The sequence below is a fragment of the Chryseobacterium ginsenosidimutans genome, assembly GCF_039536845.1.
In the GTDB taxonomy this organism is placed as follows: Bacteria; Bacteroidota; Bacteroidia; order Flavobacteriales; family Weeksellaceae; genus Chryseobacterium; species Chryseobacterium ginsenosidimutans_B.
On sequence record NZ_BAAAZJ010000003.1, the window covers coordinates 490,599 to 508,258 of the forward strand.

The 17,660-nt window shown below is 33.4% G+C and carries 18 protein-coding genes; 12 read left to right on the forward strand and 6 right to left on the reverse strand.

Translation table 11 applies throughout. The features are described 5' to 3' along the window. Nucleotides 1–304 precede the first annotated feature (304 nt). Genes ABD745_RS02265 through ABD745_RS02275 form a run of 3 tightly spaced genes read right to left on the reverse strand, consistent with a single transcriptional unit; the run spans nucleotide 305 to nucleotide 2,241 of the window. Nucleotides 305–703, reverse strand: coding sequence for a putative signal transducing protein (locus tag ABD745_RS02265; protein ID WP_344824543.1), 399 nt, complete (start codon nucleotides 701–703; stop codon nucleotides 305–307). Nucleotides 704–706: 3 nt separating this feature from the next. Continuing rightward, a complete protein-coding gene (locus tag ABD745_RS02270) occupies nucleotides 707–1,471 on the reverse strand; it encodes an exonuclease domain-containing protein (protein WP_344824546.1) in 765 nt (254 codons plus the stop codon). Nucleotides 1,472–1,527: 56 nt separating this feature from the next. Further along, the gene (locus tag ABD745_RS02275; protein ID WP_344824549.1) at nucleotides 1,528–2,241 is read right to left on the reverse strand and encodes a CDP-alcohol phosphatidyltransferase family protein; all 714 of its coding nucleotides are present in this window, start codon (nucleotides 2,239–2,241) and stop codon (nucleotides 1,528–1,530) included. A 135-nt stretch (nucleotides 2,242–2,376) separates the two neighbouring features. Between ABD745_RS02275 and ABD745_RS02280 the strand changes: the two genes are divergently transcribed. The 9 genes from ABD745_RS02280 (at nucleotide 2,377) to ABD745_RS02320 (ending at nucleotide 13,464) form a co-directional block, all read left to right on the forward strand. Further along, nucleotides 2,377–4,308 (forward strand): LTA synthase family protein, encoded by a 1,932-nt coding sequence (locus ABD745_RS02280; RefSeq protein WP_344824552.1) that lies wholly within the window; start codon nucleotides 2,377–2,379, stop codon nucleotides 4,306–4,308. Nucleotides 4,309–4,460: 152 nt separating this feature from the next. After that, entirely contained in the window at nucleotides 4,461–4,877 is a 417-nt protein-coding gene (locus ABD745_RS02285; protein ID WP_344824555.1) for a DUF2147 domain-containing protein, read from the forward strand. Nucleotides 4,878–4,985: 108 nt separating this feature from the next. Next, on the forward strand, nucleotides 4,986–5,966 hold the full coding sequence (locus tag ABD745_RS02290) for a pyruvate dehydrogenase complex E1 component subunit beta (RefSeq protein WP_047399626.1): 981 nt from the start codon (nucleotides 4,986–4,988) through the stop codon (nucleotides 5,964–5,966). Between the two features lie 120 nt (nucleotides 5,967–6,086). Beyond that, the gene (locus tag ABD745_RS02295) at nucleotides 6,087–8,081 is read left to right on the forward strand and encodes a KUP/HAK/KT family potassium transporter (protein WP_344824559.1); all 1,995 of its coding nucleotides are present in this window, start codon (nucleotides 6,087–6,089) and stop codon (nucleotides 8,079–8,081) included. Nucleotides 8,082–8,148: 67 nt separating this feature from the next. Continuing rightward, nucleotides 8,149–8,622, forward strand: a complete 474-nt coding sequence (locus tag ABD745_RS02300) for a Fur family transcriptional regulator (RefSeq protein WP_047399628.1) — start codon at nucleotides 8,149–8,151, stop codon at nucleotides 8,620–8,622. Nucleotides 8,623–8,625: 3 nt separating this feature from the next. Next, the gene (locus tag ABD745_RS02305) at nucleotides 8,626–10,368 is read left to right on the forward strand and encodes an OstA-like protein (RefSeq protein WP_344824574.1); all 1,743 of its coding nucleotides are present in this window, start codon (nucleotides 8,626–8,628) and stop codon (nucleotides 10,366–10,368) included. A 451-nt stretch (nucleotides 10,369–10,819) separates the two neighbouring features. Beyond that, on the forward strand, nucleotides 10,820–11,995 hold the full coding sequence (locus ABD745_RS02310) for an aspartate aminotransferase family protein (RefSeq protein WP_344827187.1): 1,176 nt from the start codon (nucleotides 10,820–10,822) through the stop codon (nucleotides 11,993–11,995). A 191-nt stretch (nucleotides 11,996–12,186) separates the two neighbouring features. Beyond that, the gene (locus tag ABD745_RS02315; protein WP_344824577.1) at nucleotides 12,187–12,573 is read left to right on the forward strand and encodes an START-like domain-containing protein; all 387 of its coding nucleotides are present in this window, start codon (nucleotides 12,187–12,189) and stop codon (nucleotides 12,571–12,573) included. A gap of 81 nt (nucleotides 12,574–12,654) precedes the next feature. Further along, the gene (locus ABD745_RS02320; RefSeq protein ID WP_344824580.1) at nucleotides 12,655–13,464 is read left to right on the forward strand and encodes an aminotransferase class IV; all 810 of its coding nucleotides are present in this window, start codon (nucleotides 12,655–12,657) and stop codon (nucleotides 13,462–13,464) included. Between the two features lie 85 nt (nucleotides 13,465–13,549). Here ABD745_RS02320 and ABD745_RS02325 read toward each other — a convergent pair whose 3' ends face one another. Continuing rightward, on the reverse strand, nucleotides 13,550–14,134 hold the full coding sequence (locus tag ABD745_RS02325) for an N-acetylmuramoyl-L-alanine amidase family protein (protein WP_344824583.1): 585 nt from the start codon (nucleotides 14,132–14,134) through the stop codon (nucleotides 13,550–13,552). A gap of 110 nt (nucleotides 14,135–14,244) precedes the next feature. Further along, on the reverse strand, nucleotides 14,245–14,793 hold the full coding sequence (locus tag ABD745_RS02330) for a YqgE/AlgH family protein (RefSeq protein WP_344824586.1): 549 nt from the start codon (nucleotides 14,791–14,793) through the stop codon (nucleotides 14,245–14,247). Nucleotides 14,794–14,817: 24 nt separating this feature from the next. Here ABD745_RS02330 and pdxH point away from each other — a divergent pair, with 24 nt between their 5' ends. Further along, on the forward strand, nucleotides 14,818–15,462 hold the full coding sequence (pdxH, locus tag ABD745_RS02335) for a pyridoxamine 5'-phosphate oxidase (protein WP_344824589.1): 645 nt from the start codon (nucleotides 14,818–14,820) through the stop codon (nucleotides 15,460–15,462). Between the two features lie 74 nt (nucleotides 15,463–15,536). On the opposite strand, the gene ABD745_RS02340 is transcribed toward pdxH, so the two are convergent. Continuing rightward, nucleotides 15,537–15,851 (reverse strand): HU family DNA-binding protein, encoded by a 315-nt coding sequence (locus tag ABD745_RS02340; RefSeq protein ID WP_047399635.1) that lies wholly within the window; start codon nucleotides 15,849–15,851, stop codon nucleotides 15,537–15,539. 399 nt (nucleotides 15,852–16,250) lie between these two features. Here ABD745_RS02340 and panD point away from each other — a divergent pair, with 399 nt between their 5' ends. After that, on the forward strand, nucleotides 16,251–16,601 hold the full coding sequence (gene panD / locus ABD745_RS02345; RefSeq protein WP_047399636.1) for an aspartate 1-decarboxylase: 351 nt from the start codon (nucleotides 16,251–16,253) through the stop codon (nucleotides 16,599–16,601). Between the two features lie 4 nt (nucleotides 16,602–16,605). Beyond that, entirely contained in the window at nucleotides 16,606–17,628 is a 1,023-nt protein-coding gene (locus ABD745_RS02350) for a lysylphosphatidylglycerol synthase transmembrane domain-containing protein (protein WP_344824594.1), read from the forward strand. The last annotated feature ends 32 nt before the right edge of the window (nucleotides 17,629–17,660 follow it).

Here is a 17,660-nt window from a genome sequence, read left to right on the forward strand (position 1 = left end):
GAGCAATCTTACAATTATTTTATGATTTATTTTTAGGAGCTGTTTCCCGCTTTCCGCTATATCTTTTGTTTCGCTGTGCTACACAAAAGGATGCCGCTGCAATCGGGGCTAGGAAAATCGTTACGTTTTAAAACCACCCCGTCAAAAATTCTTCAGAATTTTCGCCACCCCTCCAGAGGAGGGGAATTTCCGTGTTACAAGCGTTAGGTTACAAAGCTTCACTTTGTTCCGTTCGGAATGACAAAAATAAAGTTTAATATTAGAGATGTCATACTGGGGCTCTCGAAGCATCTATTAAAGGTTATCAATGCGTAAACTCATTCCCACAATAATAACAAACAAACTTATGGCTCGTCAGAATCGAAATTCCAAAGAAGCTCGTTGCGCTGTCATCTCTGTAAATATGATTAGAGCCACATTTTGGGCAAACAAAATCAAACTCAGGGTTTTCAATGGTATGTTCTACTTCCAATGAAAATTCTTCGTTTTCTTTGTAATCCTGTAAAACCTGATTCGATTTTTCCAGATCTTCTTCAAAAACCTGCAGCTGAATTCCGCCAACAGCCTGAGAAAGCAACCAATCAGTCTGAATCAGCTGTTCATTGGCAATAAAGCTGTTGATTCCGCTTTCTGCTAATATTTGTTTGTCTCGATTGGCTTGAAGAGCCGTTTCGTAAAATTTAAATTTAACCAGCTCGCTCATGTTTTAAAATTTACTTGATAATTGAATTTTTGTAAAAACTTTCTTTGTATATAATGGGAAATCAGCATTTTGAAGCCATCCGTAATATCCAAGATCTTTCTGGAAAACGTCTTTCACTTTTTGTCCTTTATATTTTCCGAAAGCAAAAATTTCATGTCCGCTTTCATTAAAATGAATCATTCCTGCAAGATCTGCAAATTTGTTTTGAGAAGAAAAAGTACTCAGTTCTGCAACTTCATTCGGAACATCTTCATATCTTCCAACCTGCGCATCTAAAACTTCAAAAGTTGCCATTACATCGGCTTCTGCAGAATGTGCGTTTTCCAATGTCTTATCACAATAGAATTGATAAGCAGCGCCCAAATTTCTTGGTTCTTTTTTGAAGAAAATGGTCTGTGCATCTACAAGTTTGAATTTATTTAAATCAAAATCAAAGTCTGCGCGAAGCAATTCTTCTGCTAATAAAGGAACGTCAAATCGATTAGAATTAAAACCTCCTAAATCCGCACCGGTAATCATTTCCATCACTTTTGGAGCGATTTCTCTGAAGGTAGGTGCATCTTTCACGTCTTCATCATAAATTCCGTGGATCTCGCTGCATTCTTTCGGGATCGGCATTTCCGGATTCACTTTCCAAGTTTTGCTCTCTCTCGAAGCATCAGGATTTACTTTTAAAATACAGATTTCTACGATTCTGTCTTTTCCGATATTGGTTCCTGTTGTTTCCAGATCAAAAATACAAAGTGGTTTATATAATTTTAAATTCATTTCTGATAATTTGAAAATGTGTTAATTGATAAATTTTAAGGTATTTTTTCTAACTTCTAATTAAGCTGTTTCTGAAACAAAATAGAAATTAAAATATAATAAATAATTACCATCGGAATTCCGACAGTTTTAAAGATAATCAAAATTATAATTGAACCGATCAATAAAGCCAATTTTGGATAATTGTCCTGTAATTTCATCGATTTGAATTTCATAGCGATCATTTTTATCGGACTGATCAGAAGCCAAGAAGAAAGAAGAGTTAAAATAATCAATAGAACTTCATTATTTAATAAAAACTCAAAACTTTGGCTTTCTTTGAAAGCATAATATAATCCGAAAATTAAAATTGTATTTGATGGCGTATTCAATCCTTTAAAATAATATTTCTGATCTTCGTCCAAATTGAAAATGGCTAATCTTAAACAAGAGAAAAGCGTAACGAATAATCCTAAATATTTAATTTCAAAAGGGAGTTCTGTTCCTGAAAAAATCTTTCCAAAAGGTTCCAGAGCAGCATACATCGTCAATCCCGGAACCAGCCCGAAACTTACCATATCCGCCAAAGAATCCAGCTGAACGCCCAAATTAGAATTTGCTTTTAAGGCTCTTGCCACAAAACCATCAAAAAAATCTAAAATCAAAGAAAGAATGATGCAGATCGCAGTCGTTTGATAATCACCCAAAATAAGATGTATGGCACCTATACAGCCGGAAAAAAGGTTTCCTAATGTGATTGCGTTGGCAAGATTATTTTTAATAAAATTCATAACTGCAAAATTAAAACTTTATATCAATAAATCTATTTAACTCTATACCAAATTAACGATCTATCAATTATTGTTACATTTCTGGATTGCTAGATTGTTATATTAATTTTATATGAAATTGATGTAAATTTGCGGATGAAATTTTTTAAAGAATTTAGAAAACAGGAAGTTCTGATATTGCTGTACAGGATTTTTTTGGCTTACTTTTTTTATCAGATTGCAAGATTTTTGTTCTGGTATTTCAACAGAGGATTGATAAAAATCGATTCGGTATCAGATTATTTCAGTCTTTCTTATCACGGAATTGCGTTTGATACTACGGCAATTTTGTATGTTAATGCGCTGTTTATCTTGTTAAGTATCATTCCTATTATTATTAATACAAAGAAAATTTACCAAAAAATCCTATTCTGGCTGTATTTTATCACGAACGGTATAGCATACGTGATGAATTTCGGAGATTTTGTATACTTTAAATTTTCTCAAACGAGATTAACATCTGCTGCGTTTCAGGTAGCACAGCATGAATCTAATATTTTCAAGGTTTTTACCTCTTCAGTTATTCAAAATCCTTTTGTTTTAATATGGTTTGTTGTATTGATGTGGCTTTGGATTTTCCTTTACAAAAAAGTGAAAATTACAGAACAAAAACCGACAAAACTGATTCCTTACTTTATATGGTCGGTTTTTACGCTTTGTGCGACGGCTGTTTTGGTAGTTGGTGGAATTCGTGGAGATTTCAAACATAGCACAAGACCAATTAATCTGGTAGATGCAAACCGTTTTGTAAAACTTCCGGCTCAGGGAAATATGGTTCTGAACAGTACATTTTCATTTTTCAGAACCTTGAATACGAATAGTTTTAAAGAAGTTCATTTTGTGGATGAAAAGTTTATTGATGAAAATATTCAGCCTTATAAAGTTTATGACAGAAAAGTTACCGACAAACCGAATATTGTTATTTTCATTGTAGAATCTTTCAGCAGAGAATATTCCGGTGCTTTTAATAAGGATAAAAATATTAAAGATTATGTTTCCTACACGCCTTTTATCGACAGTCTGGCGAATGAAAGTTTAATTTTCCCGAATACTTTTGCCAACGGAAGGCAGTCGATCCACGGGATGAGCTCTGTTTTGGCAGGAATTCCAAGTTTGACGGACGCCTTTACAAGTTCACCTTATTCCAACCAGAAAATTCAGTCAATTGTTTCAATCTGTAATGAAATGGGATACGATACTTCTTTCTATCACGGTGCTCCGAATGGGTCGATGGGTTTCTTGGGTTTTGGAAATATTTTAGGCTTTAAACATTATTTCGGAAAAACAGAATATAATAATGATGCAGATTTCGACGGAATGTGGGCAATTTGGGACGAACCGTTTTTACAGTATTTTGCTAAAAATGTAGGGGAAACTCAGCCCTTTATGGCAACGGTTTTTACGGCTTCTTCGCATCACCCGTTTAAAATTCCTGAAAAATACAACGGGAAGTTTAAGAAAGGAAAAAACCAGATGCACGAACCTATCCAATACACAGATTATTCTATTAAAAAGTATTTTGAAACGGCCAAAAAACAACCTTGGTTTAATAATACAATTTTTGTTTTCACGGGTGATCACACGAATGAAATATATTATCCGGAATATGAAAAAGCGATGAACCGTTTTGCAGTTCCGTTGATTTTTTATTCTCCAAATCCAGCGTATAATTTAAAAGGTGTAAATCAGGAATTTGCTCAGCAGATCGATATTTATCCGACTTTGGTAGATTTAATAGGTTATAACAAAAAGATCAGAAGCTGGGGAAGAAGTCTGGTCAGTGACAAACAATATTCTCCCATTATTGCTAATTCTGATGGCACTGTAGAGCAGTTTATTATCGGAAATTATATTTATCGTTTTGATGGGAAAGATATTACAGGAATCTTTGATAAATCAGATCTAGGGTTAGAGAAAAATCTGATGTCTCAATTGAAGGAGAATGAGGAAGCACAAAAAGGAAAGCAAATTGCAAAAGCGTGGTATCAGGATTATATGAACAGGGTCATTAATAGAAAAATGTATTAACATTTAATAAGTGTTTAATACTAAGAAATTGGTACATCTATTGTTATATATGCCTAGGATAATAAAAATTTTTGTTTGTTTGAAATTAATTTATATTTTTAACAGTAATTAAACAACGAAAATATTTTATTGAAATTAAAACTATAAAGAATATGAAAAAATTATTATTAACACTCGTCCTTTCTTTGTTTGGCGTATTATCATTTGCTCAGATTGAAGGTAAATGGAAAACGATAGACGATGAAACGAAACAGGCAAAATCTATTGTAGAAATCTATAAAAAAGGGGATCAGTATTATGGGAAAGTTTCTCAATTATTGATAAAACCAGCAAATCCTAATTGTGTAGACTGTAAAGACGACAGAAAAAACAAACCAATTTTAGGAATGGAAATCATCAGAGGTTTGAAAAAAGATGGCGATGAATTCACCGGAGGAACGATTACAGATCCTAAAACGGGTAAAACTTACAAATGTACGGTTACAAGAAAAGGAGACATCCTGAATGTAAGAGGATATCTAGGATTATCTTTCATCGGAAGATCGCAGACTTGGCAAAAAGTTAATTAATTATATTAAATAAAAGTAATAAACGGCATTTCATTCAAATGAGATGTCGTTTTTGTATATAAATAATAAAAAAACACTATTTTTGTAGTCTAAATTTTTCAAATAAATATGGCAGAATATACTTTTCGTGAGGTAATTGCACAGGCAATGAGCGAGGAAATGCGTAAAGACGAATCCATCTTTTTAATGGGGGAGGAAGTTGCAGAATACAATGGTGCATATAAGGCTTCAAAAGGAATGCTGGACGAATTTGGTGACAAGAGAGTAATCGATACACCAATTGCTGAGCTTGGTTTTACAGGGATTGCTGTAGGAGCTGCAATGAATGGTAACAGACCAATTGTAGAATATATGACTTTCAATTTCTCATTGGTTGGTATTGATCAGATTATCAATAATGCGGCTAAAATCCGTCAGATGAGTGGTGGTCAGTGGAATTGTCCTATCGTTTTCCGTGGTCCTACTGCTTCGGCAGGACAATTGGGAGCTACACACTCTCAGGCTTTTGAAAACTGGTTTGCAAATGTTCCGGGTCTTAAAGTAGTTGTTCCTTCAAATCCTTACGATGCGAAAGGATTGTTGAAAACAGCTATCCAAGATAATGATCCTGTTATTTTCATGGAATCTGAGCAGATGTATGGAGATAAAATGGAAATTCCTGAGGAAGAATATTACTTGCCAATAGGAAAAGCAGATATTAAAAGAGAAGGTAAAGATGTTACTTTGGTATCTTTTGGAAAAATCATGAAGCTGGCTATTCAGGCAGCTGAGGATATGGAAAAAGAAGGTATTTCTGTAGAGGTTATCGATCTTAGAACTGTTCGTCCTTTAGATTTTGATACAGTTTTAGAGTCTGTAAAGAAAACAAACAGATTGGTTATTTTGGAAGAAGCTTGGCCATTTGGTTCAGTATCTTCAGAAATTACATATATGGTACAGCAAAAAGCATTTGATTATTTGGATGCTCCTATCAAGAGAATTACTACTCCTGATGCACCTGCGCCTTATTCTGCAGCACTATTTGCAGAATGGTTCCCGAAACTTGAAAAAGTAAAAGAGGAAATCAAAAAAGCGATGTACGTTAAATAATTTAATGATTATAGAGAAAAACTTCCGAAAGGAAGTTTTTTCATTTATTCTATTCATGAATAAAAGTTCATGGGGTTATAAATTTGGTTTAAATTTGCGCTCTTAAATAAATTAGCTGATATGGCAGAAGTTACAGAAGGCGGTCATCATTTTGACATCAAAAAGCTTTCTTTCATTGGAGTCTTAGTGTCTTTGGGTATTGTTTTTGGAGACATTGGTACTTCACCGCTTTACGTAATGAAAGCAATTGTAAATGCACGCGGAGTAGGCAGCAGTATGCCTTTCAACGAATACATAGAAGGTGCACTGTCCTGTATTATCTGGACACTGACTCTTCAAACGACGATAAAATATGTTATCATTGCCCTAAGAGCAGACAACAAAGGAGAAGGAGGAATTCTGGCTTTATTTTCTTTAGTTAAAAATCTGAAAAAAGGCTGGCTCTATCTCATCGCTATTATAGGTGCGGCAGCGCTTATTGCGGATGGGGTAATTACACCTTCGCTTACAGTTATGTCTGCAATTGAAGGTCTTGAAATCTATAATCCTCACACACCTGTAGTTCCGATTACTATCGGGATTTTAATTTTGATATTTGTAGTACAACAGTTTGGAACAAGTTTTATAGGTAAATTTTTCGGACCTGTTATGGTGATTTGGTTTTTGGTTTTAGGAGGATTAGGAATGTCTCATTTAAGCGAGAATCTTGAGATTTTAAGATCATTTAATCCTTATTACGCCTATAAACTTATTGCACATTCACCGAGTGCGATTGTAATCTTGGGAGCAGTTTTCCTTTGTACAACAGGAGCAGAAGCACTGTATTCAGACTTAGGACACTGTGGAGCAAAAAACATCAGAGTAAGTTGGGTTTTTGTGAAAATAATGTTGATCTTAAACTATCTTGGTCAAGGAGCTTGGCTTTTAACCAATTATGGAAAACCGGGGTTTTCAGCCATCAATCCTTTCTTTGGAATTATGGAAGAATGGATGATCGTACCGGGAGTAATTATGGCAACGGCTGCCGCAATTATTGCGAGTCAGGCTTTAATTACAGGATCATTTACTATTTTCTCTGAAGCAATGTCACTGAATTTATGGCCGAATCAAAAAATCGATTATCCTTCAGGGGTGAAAGGACAGATGTACATCCCGAGAATCAATTGGGGACTGCTTATTTTATGTATTATTGTAGTTCTTCACTTTAAAGAATCGGGGAAAATGGAAGCTGCTTATGGGCTTTCCATTACTGTGACGATGTTGATGACGACAATCTTATTGCTATTCTGGCTGTTAAAACATAGAGTAAATAAAATTTTTATCCTTGTTTTTGCTTTAGTTTATATGTCGATAGAATTAGGTTTCTTCAGTGCAAACATTATTAAATTCTTCGAAGGAGGTTGGATTACAGTGATTTTGGCAGGATTCATCGGAGTTTGTATGTATGCCTGGTATAATGGTAGATCTATTAAGACAAAATTTATCAAATTCATTAAGCTTGATAAATATATTCCTATCATCAAGGATATGAAATTGGATGAAACAATTCCGAAATATGCAACGAATCTTGCCTACTTAAGCAGAGCAAGAAGAAATGACGAAATAGAATCAAAAATTATTTATTCTATTATCAAAAAACAACCGAAAAGAGCGGATCATTATTTTATATTAAGTATTGTCAATCAGGAAGATCCATATACTTTTAAATATGCTGTTGATGAAATTCTTCCGGGAACGATTTATAAGATTAATTTTATGTTAGGATTTAAGATTGACAGAAGAATTAATGATTATTTCGACATGGTTATAAGAGATTTAATGGCAGACGGAACAATTCCTTCAAGAAGCAGTCACCCTTCGCTAAGAGCTCATAATATTCCACCGGATATGAAGTATGTAATTATAGATAACACCTATATCAACGATATACTTCTTACGGTAAAAGAGAAAATTATCATGAATATCTACAATTTTGTTAAATATATTGGCAGTGATGACTTCAAAGCATGGGGTATCACTTCACACAATGTAGTTGTGGAATCTGCGCCTATGACAGAAGATTGCGTTGGAAATTCTAAAATCGAACAGTGCGAATTCATCCGTCACAATGGTTAAATTCTTTAACATAGTCACACAATATTTATTTAAATAAAAATCAATAAATTTGTAGATAATTTTTTTGATGGATACTTTACAAAAAGAAAAAAATATTGCACTTATTAAAGATGTTTTGAGAAACTACTTATTAGAAAAGGGTTTCCGAAACACTCCGGAACGATATACGATATTAGAAGAGATTTATAATATGGATCATCACTTCAATGTTGATGATCTGTATCTTCTGATGATGCAGAAAAAATATCACGTTTCAAAAGCTACAATTTACAATACTATTGAGATCTTCCTTGATGCAGGATTAATCCGTAAGCATCAGTTTGGGGAAAAAACATTGACATCTTCTTCTTACGAGAAGTCTTATTTTGATAAACAGCATGATCATTTGGTGATTTACAAAAAAGATTCGGATAAAGAGATTGAAGAGATCATTGAGTTTTGTGACCCAAGAATCCAAGGGATTAAAGAAGCAATTGAAGGAGCATTTGGCGTGAAAATTGATTCTCATTCGCTGTATTTTTATGGCACCAAGAATGATTAATCAATGAGGCTAATTTTTGTTCTGTTAGTTTTTATTTCAACGTTTGCTTTTGCACAGGATCAACCAAAACCTTTGCAGAAGGATCCGTATTTTACACCAACTACAGTTCCCAAAAAGAACGCGCCACCTGCTGAAAAGGTGAAGCACATCCATTCTGATGAATTAAGGAAGGATGATAAATATGATGGAAACAATTATTTCACAGGGAATGTTCAATTCTCCCATCAAGGTTCATTGTTGAATGCAGATCTTGTCATTGTTTATGAAGAACAAAACTTCATAAAAGCAATTGGTAATGTTAAGCTTCAGAATGCAGACGGTTCCGTGATCACTGCAGATGAAATGGAATATGACGGAAATACTCAGAAAGGGATTGCCAGAAAAAATGTAGTTCTTACTGATCCGAAAGGAACAGTTATTAAGACTGAAACAATGTACTATGACAGGATTTCAAATCAGGCTTATTACAATACAGGAGGAACAATTAATGATGGGAAGAGTACAACGTATGCAAAATCGGCAACTTATTTTTTGACAACCCGTACAATTGATCTTTCGGGAAGAGTAAAAATTGAAGACGCTCAATATATTCTGGAAGGTGATAACGTTGTTCAAAACCAAAATACTAATATTGTTAATATTAACGGACCTACAACAATTACCAACAAAAAGAATCCTAAAAACCGTATCGTAACTGATAAAGGGAATTATAATACAAACACCAAAGAAGCTTTTTTATACAAGAACTCAAGAGTGTTCTATAATGACAAGATTCTTACAGGTGACGAAATGTACTACAATCAACTTACCGGTTTCGGAAAAGCGACAGGAAATGTAACTCTTGACGATCCTAAGGAAAGAAGATGGATAAAAGGTGGTTACGGAGAAATTTTTGAAAAGAAAGATTCTGCGATGATGACCAAAAATCCGTATGCTGTAAAAGCTTTAGAAAAAGATTCGATGTATTTTGCAGCAGAAAAAATTCTTTCTTTCCAAAGACCTGATCCTGCTGATATTAAAGTTAAAAAAAGTTTCCTTCGAGCATTCAGAAAAGGTAGGTTTTATAAATCTAATGCATCAGGAAGAGCAGATTCTATTGCTTTTAATGAAACGGATGGTGTTCTTCACATGTATACGGATCCCATTCTCTGGAGCGACGGAAAACAGATCACAGGAGACAAAGTTGAAGCTTATTTTAATACCGAGAAAGAACATATCGATTCTTTGAAAGTTCTTGGAAATGCCTTTGCGATCAGCAAAGTTGATTCTCTTAATATGAAAGATGAATTCAATCAGGTGAAAGGTAAGCTGATGACGATTTATTATGGTGAGGATAACAACATCAAAGAAGCAAAAGTAATCGGAAATGCGCAGGCAATTACTTATTCCGATGATGTCAACGAACAGACAAAGGAAAAAGAAAGAATCGGGATTTCTCTTACTTCCTGTGGGATTATTGATGCAATTTTCGAGGAAAAGATGTTATATGTTGTAGCCTGTAATATTGGTGCAAATTCTGATACTTATCCGATGAGTAAAATAGAACCTGCAAAACGGAAATTTCCGGATTTTAACTGGAATACAAAAGACCGTATTCTGAAATGGCAGGATATTCTTGTCGATACACCAAATTATGGAGAAATAAAATATCAATCTGATGATGTTTTATATAATAAAGCTCAGGAAGCAATTGACAAAGAAAGAGCTAAAGAAGAGGCCAAAAAACCAAAACGTGTAAGAAGATAATTCATTTTTTACAATAAATTTTTTCTAAAAATATAGCAATTCACCATTTTCTTATAGGAAATGGTGAATTATTTTTATGAAAATCCTTTAAAATTAGTACTTGGAATTACTTTTTTTATAGTAAAAGCTAAAATTTTTTTTAATATTTATTCAAAATACAGTGAAACGAAAAGCCTTATCAGGATTATGTTTTTTCATTGATAAATTTTCATTATATGTTGAATTGATTTGCGATACTGATATGAAAATCAAATAAATTTTAATAAATGTATATGTTGATTCGTTTTTTTATATATATTTATCACAGAAATATATTAAACTATATTAATATTTTGTGATTTGGTGGTATCGCTTACAGATTTTACTGTGAGCGATTTTTTATTCTATCAGTATTTTTTCAGAGTTTGGCGAATGTTTTTTAGCTTTGCTAAAATTTTTCAGGGAAATGGAAATGCAAAAAGATTTTTTTATATACCAGGCACAAACTACAAAGTTCGCAGCTGGTTTTGAAGTTGAAAAAGCAGAAGGAAGTTATATTTACGGGACAAACGGGAAGAAGTATCTTGATTTTGTAGCAGGAGTTTCCGCAAATACTTTAGGACATTCACATCCAAAGGTTGTTAATGCGATTAAAGAGCAGGCAGAAAAATATCTTCATGTAATGGTTTATGGAGAATATGCTCAGGAGAAACCGGTGGCTTTGTGTAAATTATTGGCTGGAGCAACTCCTGATCCTTTGGAAATCACGTATTTGGTTAATAGCGGAGCAGAAGCTATTGATGGAAGCTTAAAATTAGCGAAAAGATACACAGGAAGAGAAGAGATCGTTTCTTTTAAAGATTCTTATCATGGAAATACTCATGGAGCTTTAAGCGTTTCAGGGAATGAAACTCACAAAAGAGAATTTCGCCCTTTATTGCCGATGGTTTCTTTTATTGAATTTAATAACGAAAATGATTTCAATAAAATAACAGAAAAGACGGCTTGCGTTATCCTGGAGACTATTCAGGGAGCTGCGGGATTTTTAGTTCCGAATGATGATTATTTAATTAAATTAAAAAGAAGATGTGAAGAAGTCGGAGCTCTTTTAATTCTTGATGAAATTCAGCCTGGATTCGGGAGAACCGGAAAATTATTCTCTTTCGAACATTTCGGAATCGTTCCCGATATTCTGGTAATGGGCAAAGGAATGGGAGGCGGGGTTCCTGTTGGAGCTTTTATGAGTTCAAGGAAAATTATGGAAACTTTGTCGCATTCTCCAAAATTGGGTCATATTACAACTTTCGGTGGAAATCCTTTGATTGCAGCTTCCAGTCATGCCACTTTAAAAGAAGTTCTTGAAAGTGGTTTGATGAATGAAGTTGATGAAAAAGAAAAACTATACAGAGAACTTTTGATTCATCCGAAAATTAAAAATATTAACGGTAAAGGATTAATGTTAGCGGTAAATCTTGGTTCTCCGGAATATACTTTAAACGTTGCAAAAAAATGTATGGACAAAGGTCTTATCGTTTTCTGGCAATTATACAGAAACGAATATCTAAGAATTTCTCCGCCACTTACAATTTCAAAAGATGAAATAAGAGAAGGCTGTAAAATTATTTTAGATGTTTTAAATGAAAATTAATATAGATAAAACTCTTCAAACCGAAGGTTTTTTTTATGTCTGAAAGTCGAGTTATTCACTTGAAATCAAATGTAAACAAGTATTTGAAAACCTGTGACAAATATCATGAAGATTATGTAAAAAAGTAAACACATTTTTGTGTAATAAAAAAATTAATTTATATATTGCGGGACGATTAAAACAAAGATTATATGGCGAAACATAAAGTCCATTACGAATTTCCAATGCACTGTTTATCAGAGATTTTATATGAATATCTGGCAACTGCAGAGGGATTATCCGAATGGTTTGCAGATGAGGTAACAGAGAAGGGCGATGACTTCTTTTTCAGTTGGGGAGGAGGACCTGCTGAAAGAGCGACTTTGATTAGATATAAGCCAGAAGGTTTTGTTCGTTTCAGATGGGAAGAGGATGAAGGGACTAAACATTTCTTTGAAATGACGATTACAATTGATGATATTACTGAAGATTTAGCGTTAAACATTACAGATTTCTGTGAAGAAGGTGATGAGAATGAAAATGCAATGTATTGGGAAAATCTTATCGAAAATCTTAGAATAAAATTGGGTGCTGCTTAAACGTAGGTGGTACTAAATGATAAAAACTGATGAACGATTTATCGTTCATTATTTTTTTTGTAAAAAAAATCAGATTAAAAATTGGAAAATCAATATTTTACATCAGACGAATTAAATGTAAAGAACAGAGCGTTTCTTTTGGGTGACGCTGTGAAGGTTTCTTTCTTTGTGAGAAATGCCAAATTGATTATGGATGAAGAATGTTACTTCTTCCTGATGGCTTCCATGAGAAAAATGAGGATGAATATTCCTTTGACATATACGCTGGAATTTTTTCAGTCACTTTTCCAAAAAAATGTTATTGAAGAAAAAGGAATTGAAAACGGAATTATCAATTTCCAGGTTTTCAGAAATTCGGATGGCATTACGTTATCAAAATCTTCAATTTCTTATTTTTATGAAGTTATAAAATTGGATGATGTTCTTGCTGTTCATCAAAGATCTTTAGAACTGGATTTAATTAAGGAAATTAACGTTAATAATAACCTTTTAAGTAATATCCGGGTTCACAGTCCGGAAAATATTTATGGAGGGATTTATGCGCAGGAAAATGATCTTGATGATGTTATTCTGTTAAATCCCAATAAAAGAATTGCCCGCACAACTTCAGGAAATCTTTTGTTTTTGGATGGCGATGTTATTAAAATTCCAAAACAGACTGAAGGTTCTTACATTTCTCCTTTAATGGAAAATTTCATTACTTTTTTACATAAAAATAATCTTGCAGATATTCAGGAACATGAGATTATTGCCTTTGAATCTCAGAAAGCAGAAGAAATTTTGTTGATCTCTGATGAGAAAGGTATATTTTCTGTAGGTAAAATAAGAAATAAGACTTTTGGAAATATTCGCTTTTTAGAATTGATAGAAAGCTGGAAAGGAAGTTTTTAGAAAATTGACAAACCCGGTAAACAACAAAGTTCCAAAAGTCCTTTACCGGGTTTTATTCTGAATAAATCAGAATTTGTTTTATTTTTTAGTATTCGTTGAAAGCTTCGACGAATTTTTGTGCGATTTCTTTTTGACCTTTTTCGCTGGTCATATATTCTCTATCCTTTGTATTATTGATATACCCAAGCTCTACTACAACTGTAGGAGCTTTAGATTCTCTTAAAAGATGAAGATTTTTTTCTCCCTCAATTTTACTGGGATTGAATTTTTGAGAAATTTTCTCAGCCAATTTTTTAGAAGCCTCAGAATTTTGAGTGTAAATTTCCTGTCCTTGTTTTACGGATTCCGGATGCGGGCTGCTGTTGATATGCAGGGAGATTACCATTTCGGGATTCAGTTTATTAATCATATCAGTTCTGTCTTTCAACTGACTGTATGAATCAGAATCTCTGGTTAAAATAATGTCGTAATTTTCCAAAGATCTGCCTGTTTCCTTAATTTCTTTAGCAATATTTAAAACCACTTCTTTTTCGGAAATACCATTACGGGTAGCTCCCATATCATTTCCGCCATGACCGGCATCGATAACGATATATTTTTTGCTGACAGGAGTAAACGATAAAAATGCTGTAGAAAAAATTGCTAAAGCAAAAAGTTTTGTTCCTTTCATTTTTTGGTGAATTTTGGTTTAACAAATAACGCCAATTCTTTGCTTAAAATTGGTTAAGGGATTCTTAAAGTTTGTTAAATATTAATTCAGCCTTAAATGACTGTTTTTTATTAGTTTAAAGAAATGTCTTCAGGGGAATTTGCCCATAATAAATACTCTCCGCCAAGATTTTGCATGATCGATTTCCAAAGTGTTTGATCGTTTGGCAGCGTGTAATCAAGATTGTAAACATCTACGACTGTCCATACTTTTTTCAGAATTTCATCATCTAGCTGCATTGCTGTCCAGCCAGAATATCCTGAAAATATTTTCACATCATTAATGTCCAGATCACCACTTAAAACAGAGCTGATAATATTTTCTATGTCTTCCGTTAAATAAAATTCAGGAGTGATTTCTGTATAAATCTCGGTTACTTTTTTTCCTTTTACAATAAAGAAAACCTTGTCATTTTCTACCGGTCCGCCATCGTAGACTTCGATCTTAAAATCAAAGAAATTTTTGAACTTGCTACTCATTTGGCTGTTTTTTTTATTTAATATTAAACCAAATGCTCCCTGTTCATTATGTTCAATAATCAAGACTACAGATCGGGAAAAAATATCACCGGAAATGTCAGGTGTGGAAATTAATATTTTACCTTTGTATGAGTAATTCATACTCAAATTTAATAAAAAATATTTATGGAAAACCTGCACGATAAGAGAAAAGTGTACGAGAAATCCCAACTTATTGAAAGTGAGATAAAACAAAATCCGATTGAGCAATTTCGGGATTGGTTTCTGGAAGCAAGTGAAAATCCGAACATCTCTGAAGCTAATGCAATGGCGATTTCTACGGTGGAAGAAGATGGTTGTCCGCGCACAAGAATGGTTTTGCTGAAAGAATATACTTTCGAAGGATTTATTTTTTACACCAATTACGACAGTAAAAAAGGAAAATCGATAGAAAAAACACATAAAGCATGTCTTCACTTTTTCTGGCCCAATCTGGAAAGGCAAATTATTATTAAAGCCAATTTGGAACGTATTGCAGAGAATCTGAGTGATGGATATTTTCATTCAAGACCGAAAGGAAGTCAGCTTGGAGCTGCAGTTTCGCCACAAAGTCAGGAAATTCCAAACAAAGAATTTTTAGAAGAAAAGCTGAAAGAATTAGAAAAAGAATACGAAAACAGCGAAGTGCCAAGACCGGAAAACTGGGGTGGTTACATTGCAAAGCCTTACGAAATAGAGTTTTGGCAGGGAAGACCCAATAGACTTCACGACAGGATTATTTATGAATTGATTGATAATCTGGATTGGAAAATCTCAAGATTAGCACCTTAAAATAAAGATATTTTTATAATTCAATAAAAACCCTCATCCATCGATGAGGGTTGAATTTTTTATAATCTGAATGATTATTTTTTCTTTTTACCAGCAGCAACAGGTGCATTAGCTGTAGCAACAGCAGCAGATAAATCAGCGCCAGCCTTAAACTTAGCAACAGTTTTAGCTTCGATGTTGATTGGTTTTTTAGTTGCAGGGTTAATACCTTGTCTTGCAGCTCTCTCAGCTACTGAGAAAGTACCGAATCCTACTAAAGAAACTTTTCCGTCTTTTTTCTTTAGAGTAGAAGTTACATTACCAATGAATGATTCTAGAGCAGCTTTAGCTGCAACTTTAGTGATTCCTGCATCTTTTGCGATTGCGTCGATTAATTCAGACTTGTTCATAATTTTTAATATTAAAGTTAGTTCGTAATTATAGCAAATATAATAATATTTTGTAAATGTGCAATTTTTTTGCAAAAAAATAAATAATATTTTTGATTTTAGGTTAAAATGGTTAAAATATGATAATTCTACTTTTTACGAAAAATCTACGTTACACGCTGCTAAAATCATGCCAAATGCTTATGTGTATTGACTTTAGCAAAAATTGAAGATTATTTTTTATATTTATTAAATCCGAAATTAAGTGTAAACTATTAATGGTTTTCGCGATATGGTTGTAGATTTTGTAAGTAAAATCAGGAAAAATTATTTTTAATAAAATTAAATACCTGTATATGTGTTAGTTTTAAATTCATTTTAAAAGCCCAATTTATTAATTTTTATTAATAAATTTGCACCATGTTAATAGAAGTTTTTAAGTCTAAGATTCACAGGGTGAGAGTAACGGCTTCTGACCTTAATTATATTGGTAGTATTACGATAGATGAAGACCTTATTGAAGCTGCCGGTTTGGTTGTGGGAGAAAGAGTCTATATCGTAAATGTGAATAATGGTGAGCGTTTTGACACCTACGTGATCAAAGGAAAAAGAAAATCGGGGGAAGTTTGTCTGAACGGTCCTGCGGCAAGAAAAGTACAGAGAGATGACATCATTATTATCATTGCTTATGCTCAGATGACTCCTGAAGAAGCACAGAGTTTTCAGCCCAAAATTGTTTTCCCGGACGAAAAGACCAATCTTTTGACGTAATCCGATGGAGAAAAAATCAAAAAATCCTTTAAAATCAATACTGACAATAGTAATCTCGCTTGCTTTTGCAGGCTTTTTTTTGTGGATTGCCTTAAAAGACTTTGATTTCAATTCGTTTCAAAAATCTATATCGAAAGCTAATTACTGGTGGGTTTTATTCGCAGGATGTTTCGGGATTTTGGCATATTGGTTCAGAGCAATCCGCTGGAATCTCATGCTGGAACCGATGGGGCACAATATTTCCAATTCCAATTCGCTTTGGTCGATATCTTTCGGATATTTAATGAACCTTACCATTCCCAGAAGTGGGGAAGTAGCGAGAGCAACTGCTTTATATGGAGTTGAAAAAGTTCCTGTTGATCAATCAATTGGAACTATTATTCTGGAAAGAGTAGTGGATTTGGCTTGTATGGTTGTATTCTTATTGCTTACACTTATTTTCAAGTTTGATGCAATTTTATCTTTTTACAAAAATTCAAATATAAAAATTCCTCCGAAATATTATTATATTATTGCGATTATTGCGATTTGTGGAGTGCTATTTTTTGTGTTTAGAAAGAAGTTAGAGCGGGTTTCCTTTCTTAAAAAAATTATGAAGTTCATTGATGGTATTTTTGAAGGGTTATCAACAATTTTCAAACTTAAGCAAAAAGCAAAATTTATTTTTTATACGATAGGAATTTGGGTTTCATATTACTTTGCAGCATATTTAGTATGCTTCGCACTACCAGAAACTTCGAATTTTACTTTCGACGATGGCTTTTTAATTCTTGTTGTCGGAACTTTTGGAATGATTATTCCGGCGAGTGGAGGAATAGGAGCCTTTAATCTTGCAATGAAGTTTGGCTTTATGGCTTTATTTATTTCAGTTGGGAAAAGTGGTGAACTTGGTGGAGAAGTTGGTTTAACTTATTCTTTCATTTCTTTGCCATTACAAATTATCATCATGCTTACAATGGGTCTAATTTCTATTCCGATGTTGGCAAAAGCGAGAAATAATATTACAGAAAAAGAAATCACAGAATAATTTATCTGAAATTTTACGATATTAAGAATATA

Bases quoted from the DNA above. Each gene is read 5' to 3' on its own strand.
- ABD745_RS02265 (WP_344824543.1), bottom strand. From the start codon at position 703: ATGAGCGAGCTGGTTAAATTTAAATTTTACGAAACGGCTCTTCAAGCC.
- ABD745_RS02270 (WP_344824546.1), bottom strand. From the start codon at position 1,471: ATGAATTTAAAATTATATAAACCACTTTGTATTTTTGATCTGGAAACA.
- ABD745_RS02275 (WP_344824549.1), bottom strand. From the start codon at position 2,241: ATGAATTTTATTAAAAATAATCTTGCCAACGCAATCACATTAGGAAAC.
- ABD745_RS02280 (WP_344824552.1), top strand. From the start codon at position 2,377: ATGAAATTTTTTAAAGAATTTAGAAAACAGGAAGTTCTGATATTGCTG.
- ABD745_RS02285 (WP_344824555.1), top strand. From the start codon at position 4,461: ATGAAAAAATTATTATTAACACTCGTCCTTTCTTTGTTTGGCGTATTA.
- ABD745_RS02290 (WP_047399626.1), top strand. From the start codon at position 4,986: ATGGCAGAATATACTTTTCGTGAGGTAATTGCACAGGCAATGAGCGAG.
- ABD745_RS02295 (WP_344824559.1), top strand. From the start codon at position 6,087: ATGGCAGAAGTTACAGAAGGCGGTCATCATTTTGACATCAAAAAGCTT.
- ABD745_RS02300 (WP_047399628.1), top strand. From the start codon at position 8,149: ATGGATACTTTACAAAAAGAAAAAAATATTGCACTTATTAAAGATGTT.
- ABD745_RS02305 (WP_344824574.1), top strand. From the start codon at position 8,626: ATGAGGCTAATTTTTGTTCTGTTAGTTTTTATTTCAACGTTTGCTTTT.
- ABD745_RS02310 (WP_344827187.1), top strand. From the start codon at position 10,820: ATGCAAAAAGATTTTTTTATATACCAGGCACAAACTACAAAGTTCGCA.
- ABD745_RS02315 (WP_344824577.1), top strand. From the start codon at position 12,187: ATGGCGAAACATAAAGTCCATTACGAATTTCCAATGCACTGTTTATCA.
- ABD745_RS02325 (WP_344824583.1), bottom strand. From the start codon at position 14,134: ATGAAAGGAACAAAACTTTTTGCTTTAGCAATTTTTTCTACAGCATTT.
- ABD745_RS02330 (WP_344824586.1), bottom strand. From the start codon at position 14,793: ATGAATTACTCATACAAAGGTAAAATATTAATTTCCACACCTGACATT.
- pdxH (WP_344824589.1), top strand. From the start codon at position 14,818: ATGGAAAACCTGCACGATAAGAGAAAAGTGTACGAGAAATCCCAACTT.
- ABD745_RS02340 (WP_047399635.1), bottom strand. From the start codon at position 15,851: ATGAACAAGTCTGAATTAATCGACGCAATCGCAAAAGATGCAGGAATC.
- panD (WP_047399636.1), top strand. From the start codon at position 16,251: ATGTTAATAGAAGTTTTTAAGTCTAAGATTCACAGGGTGAGAGTAACG.
- ABD745_RS02350 (WP_344824594.1), top strand. From the start codon at position 16,606: ATGGAGAAAAAATCAAAAAATCCTTTAAAATCAATACTGACAATAGTA.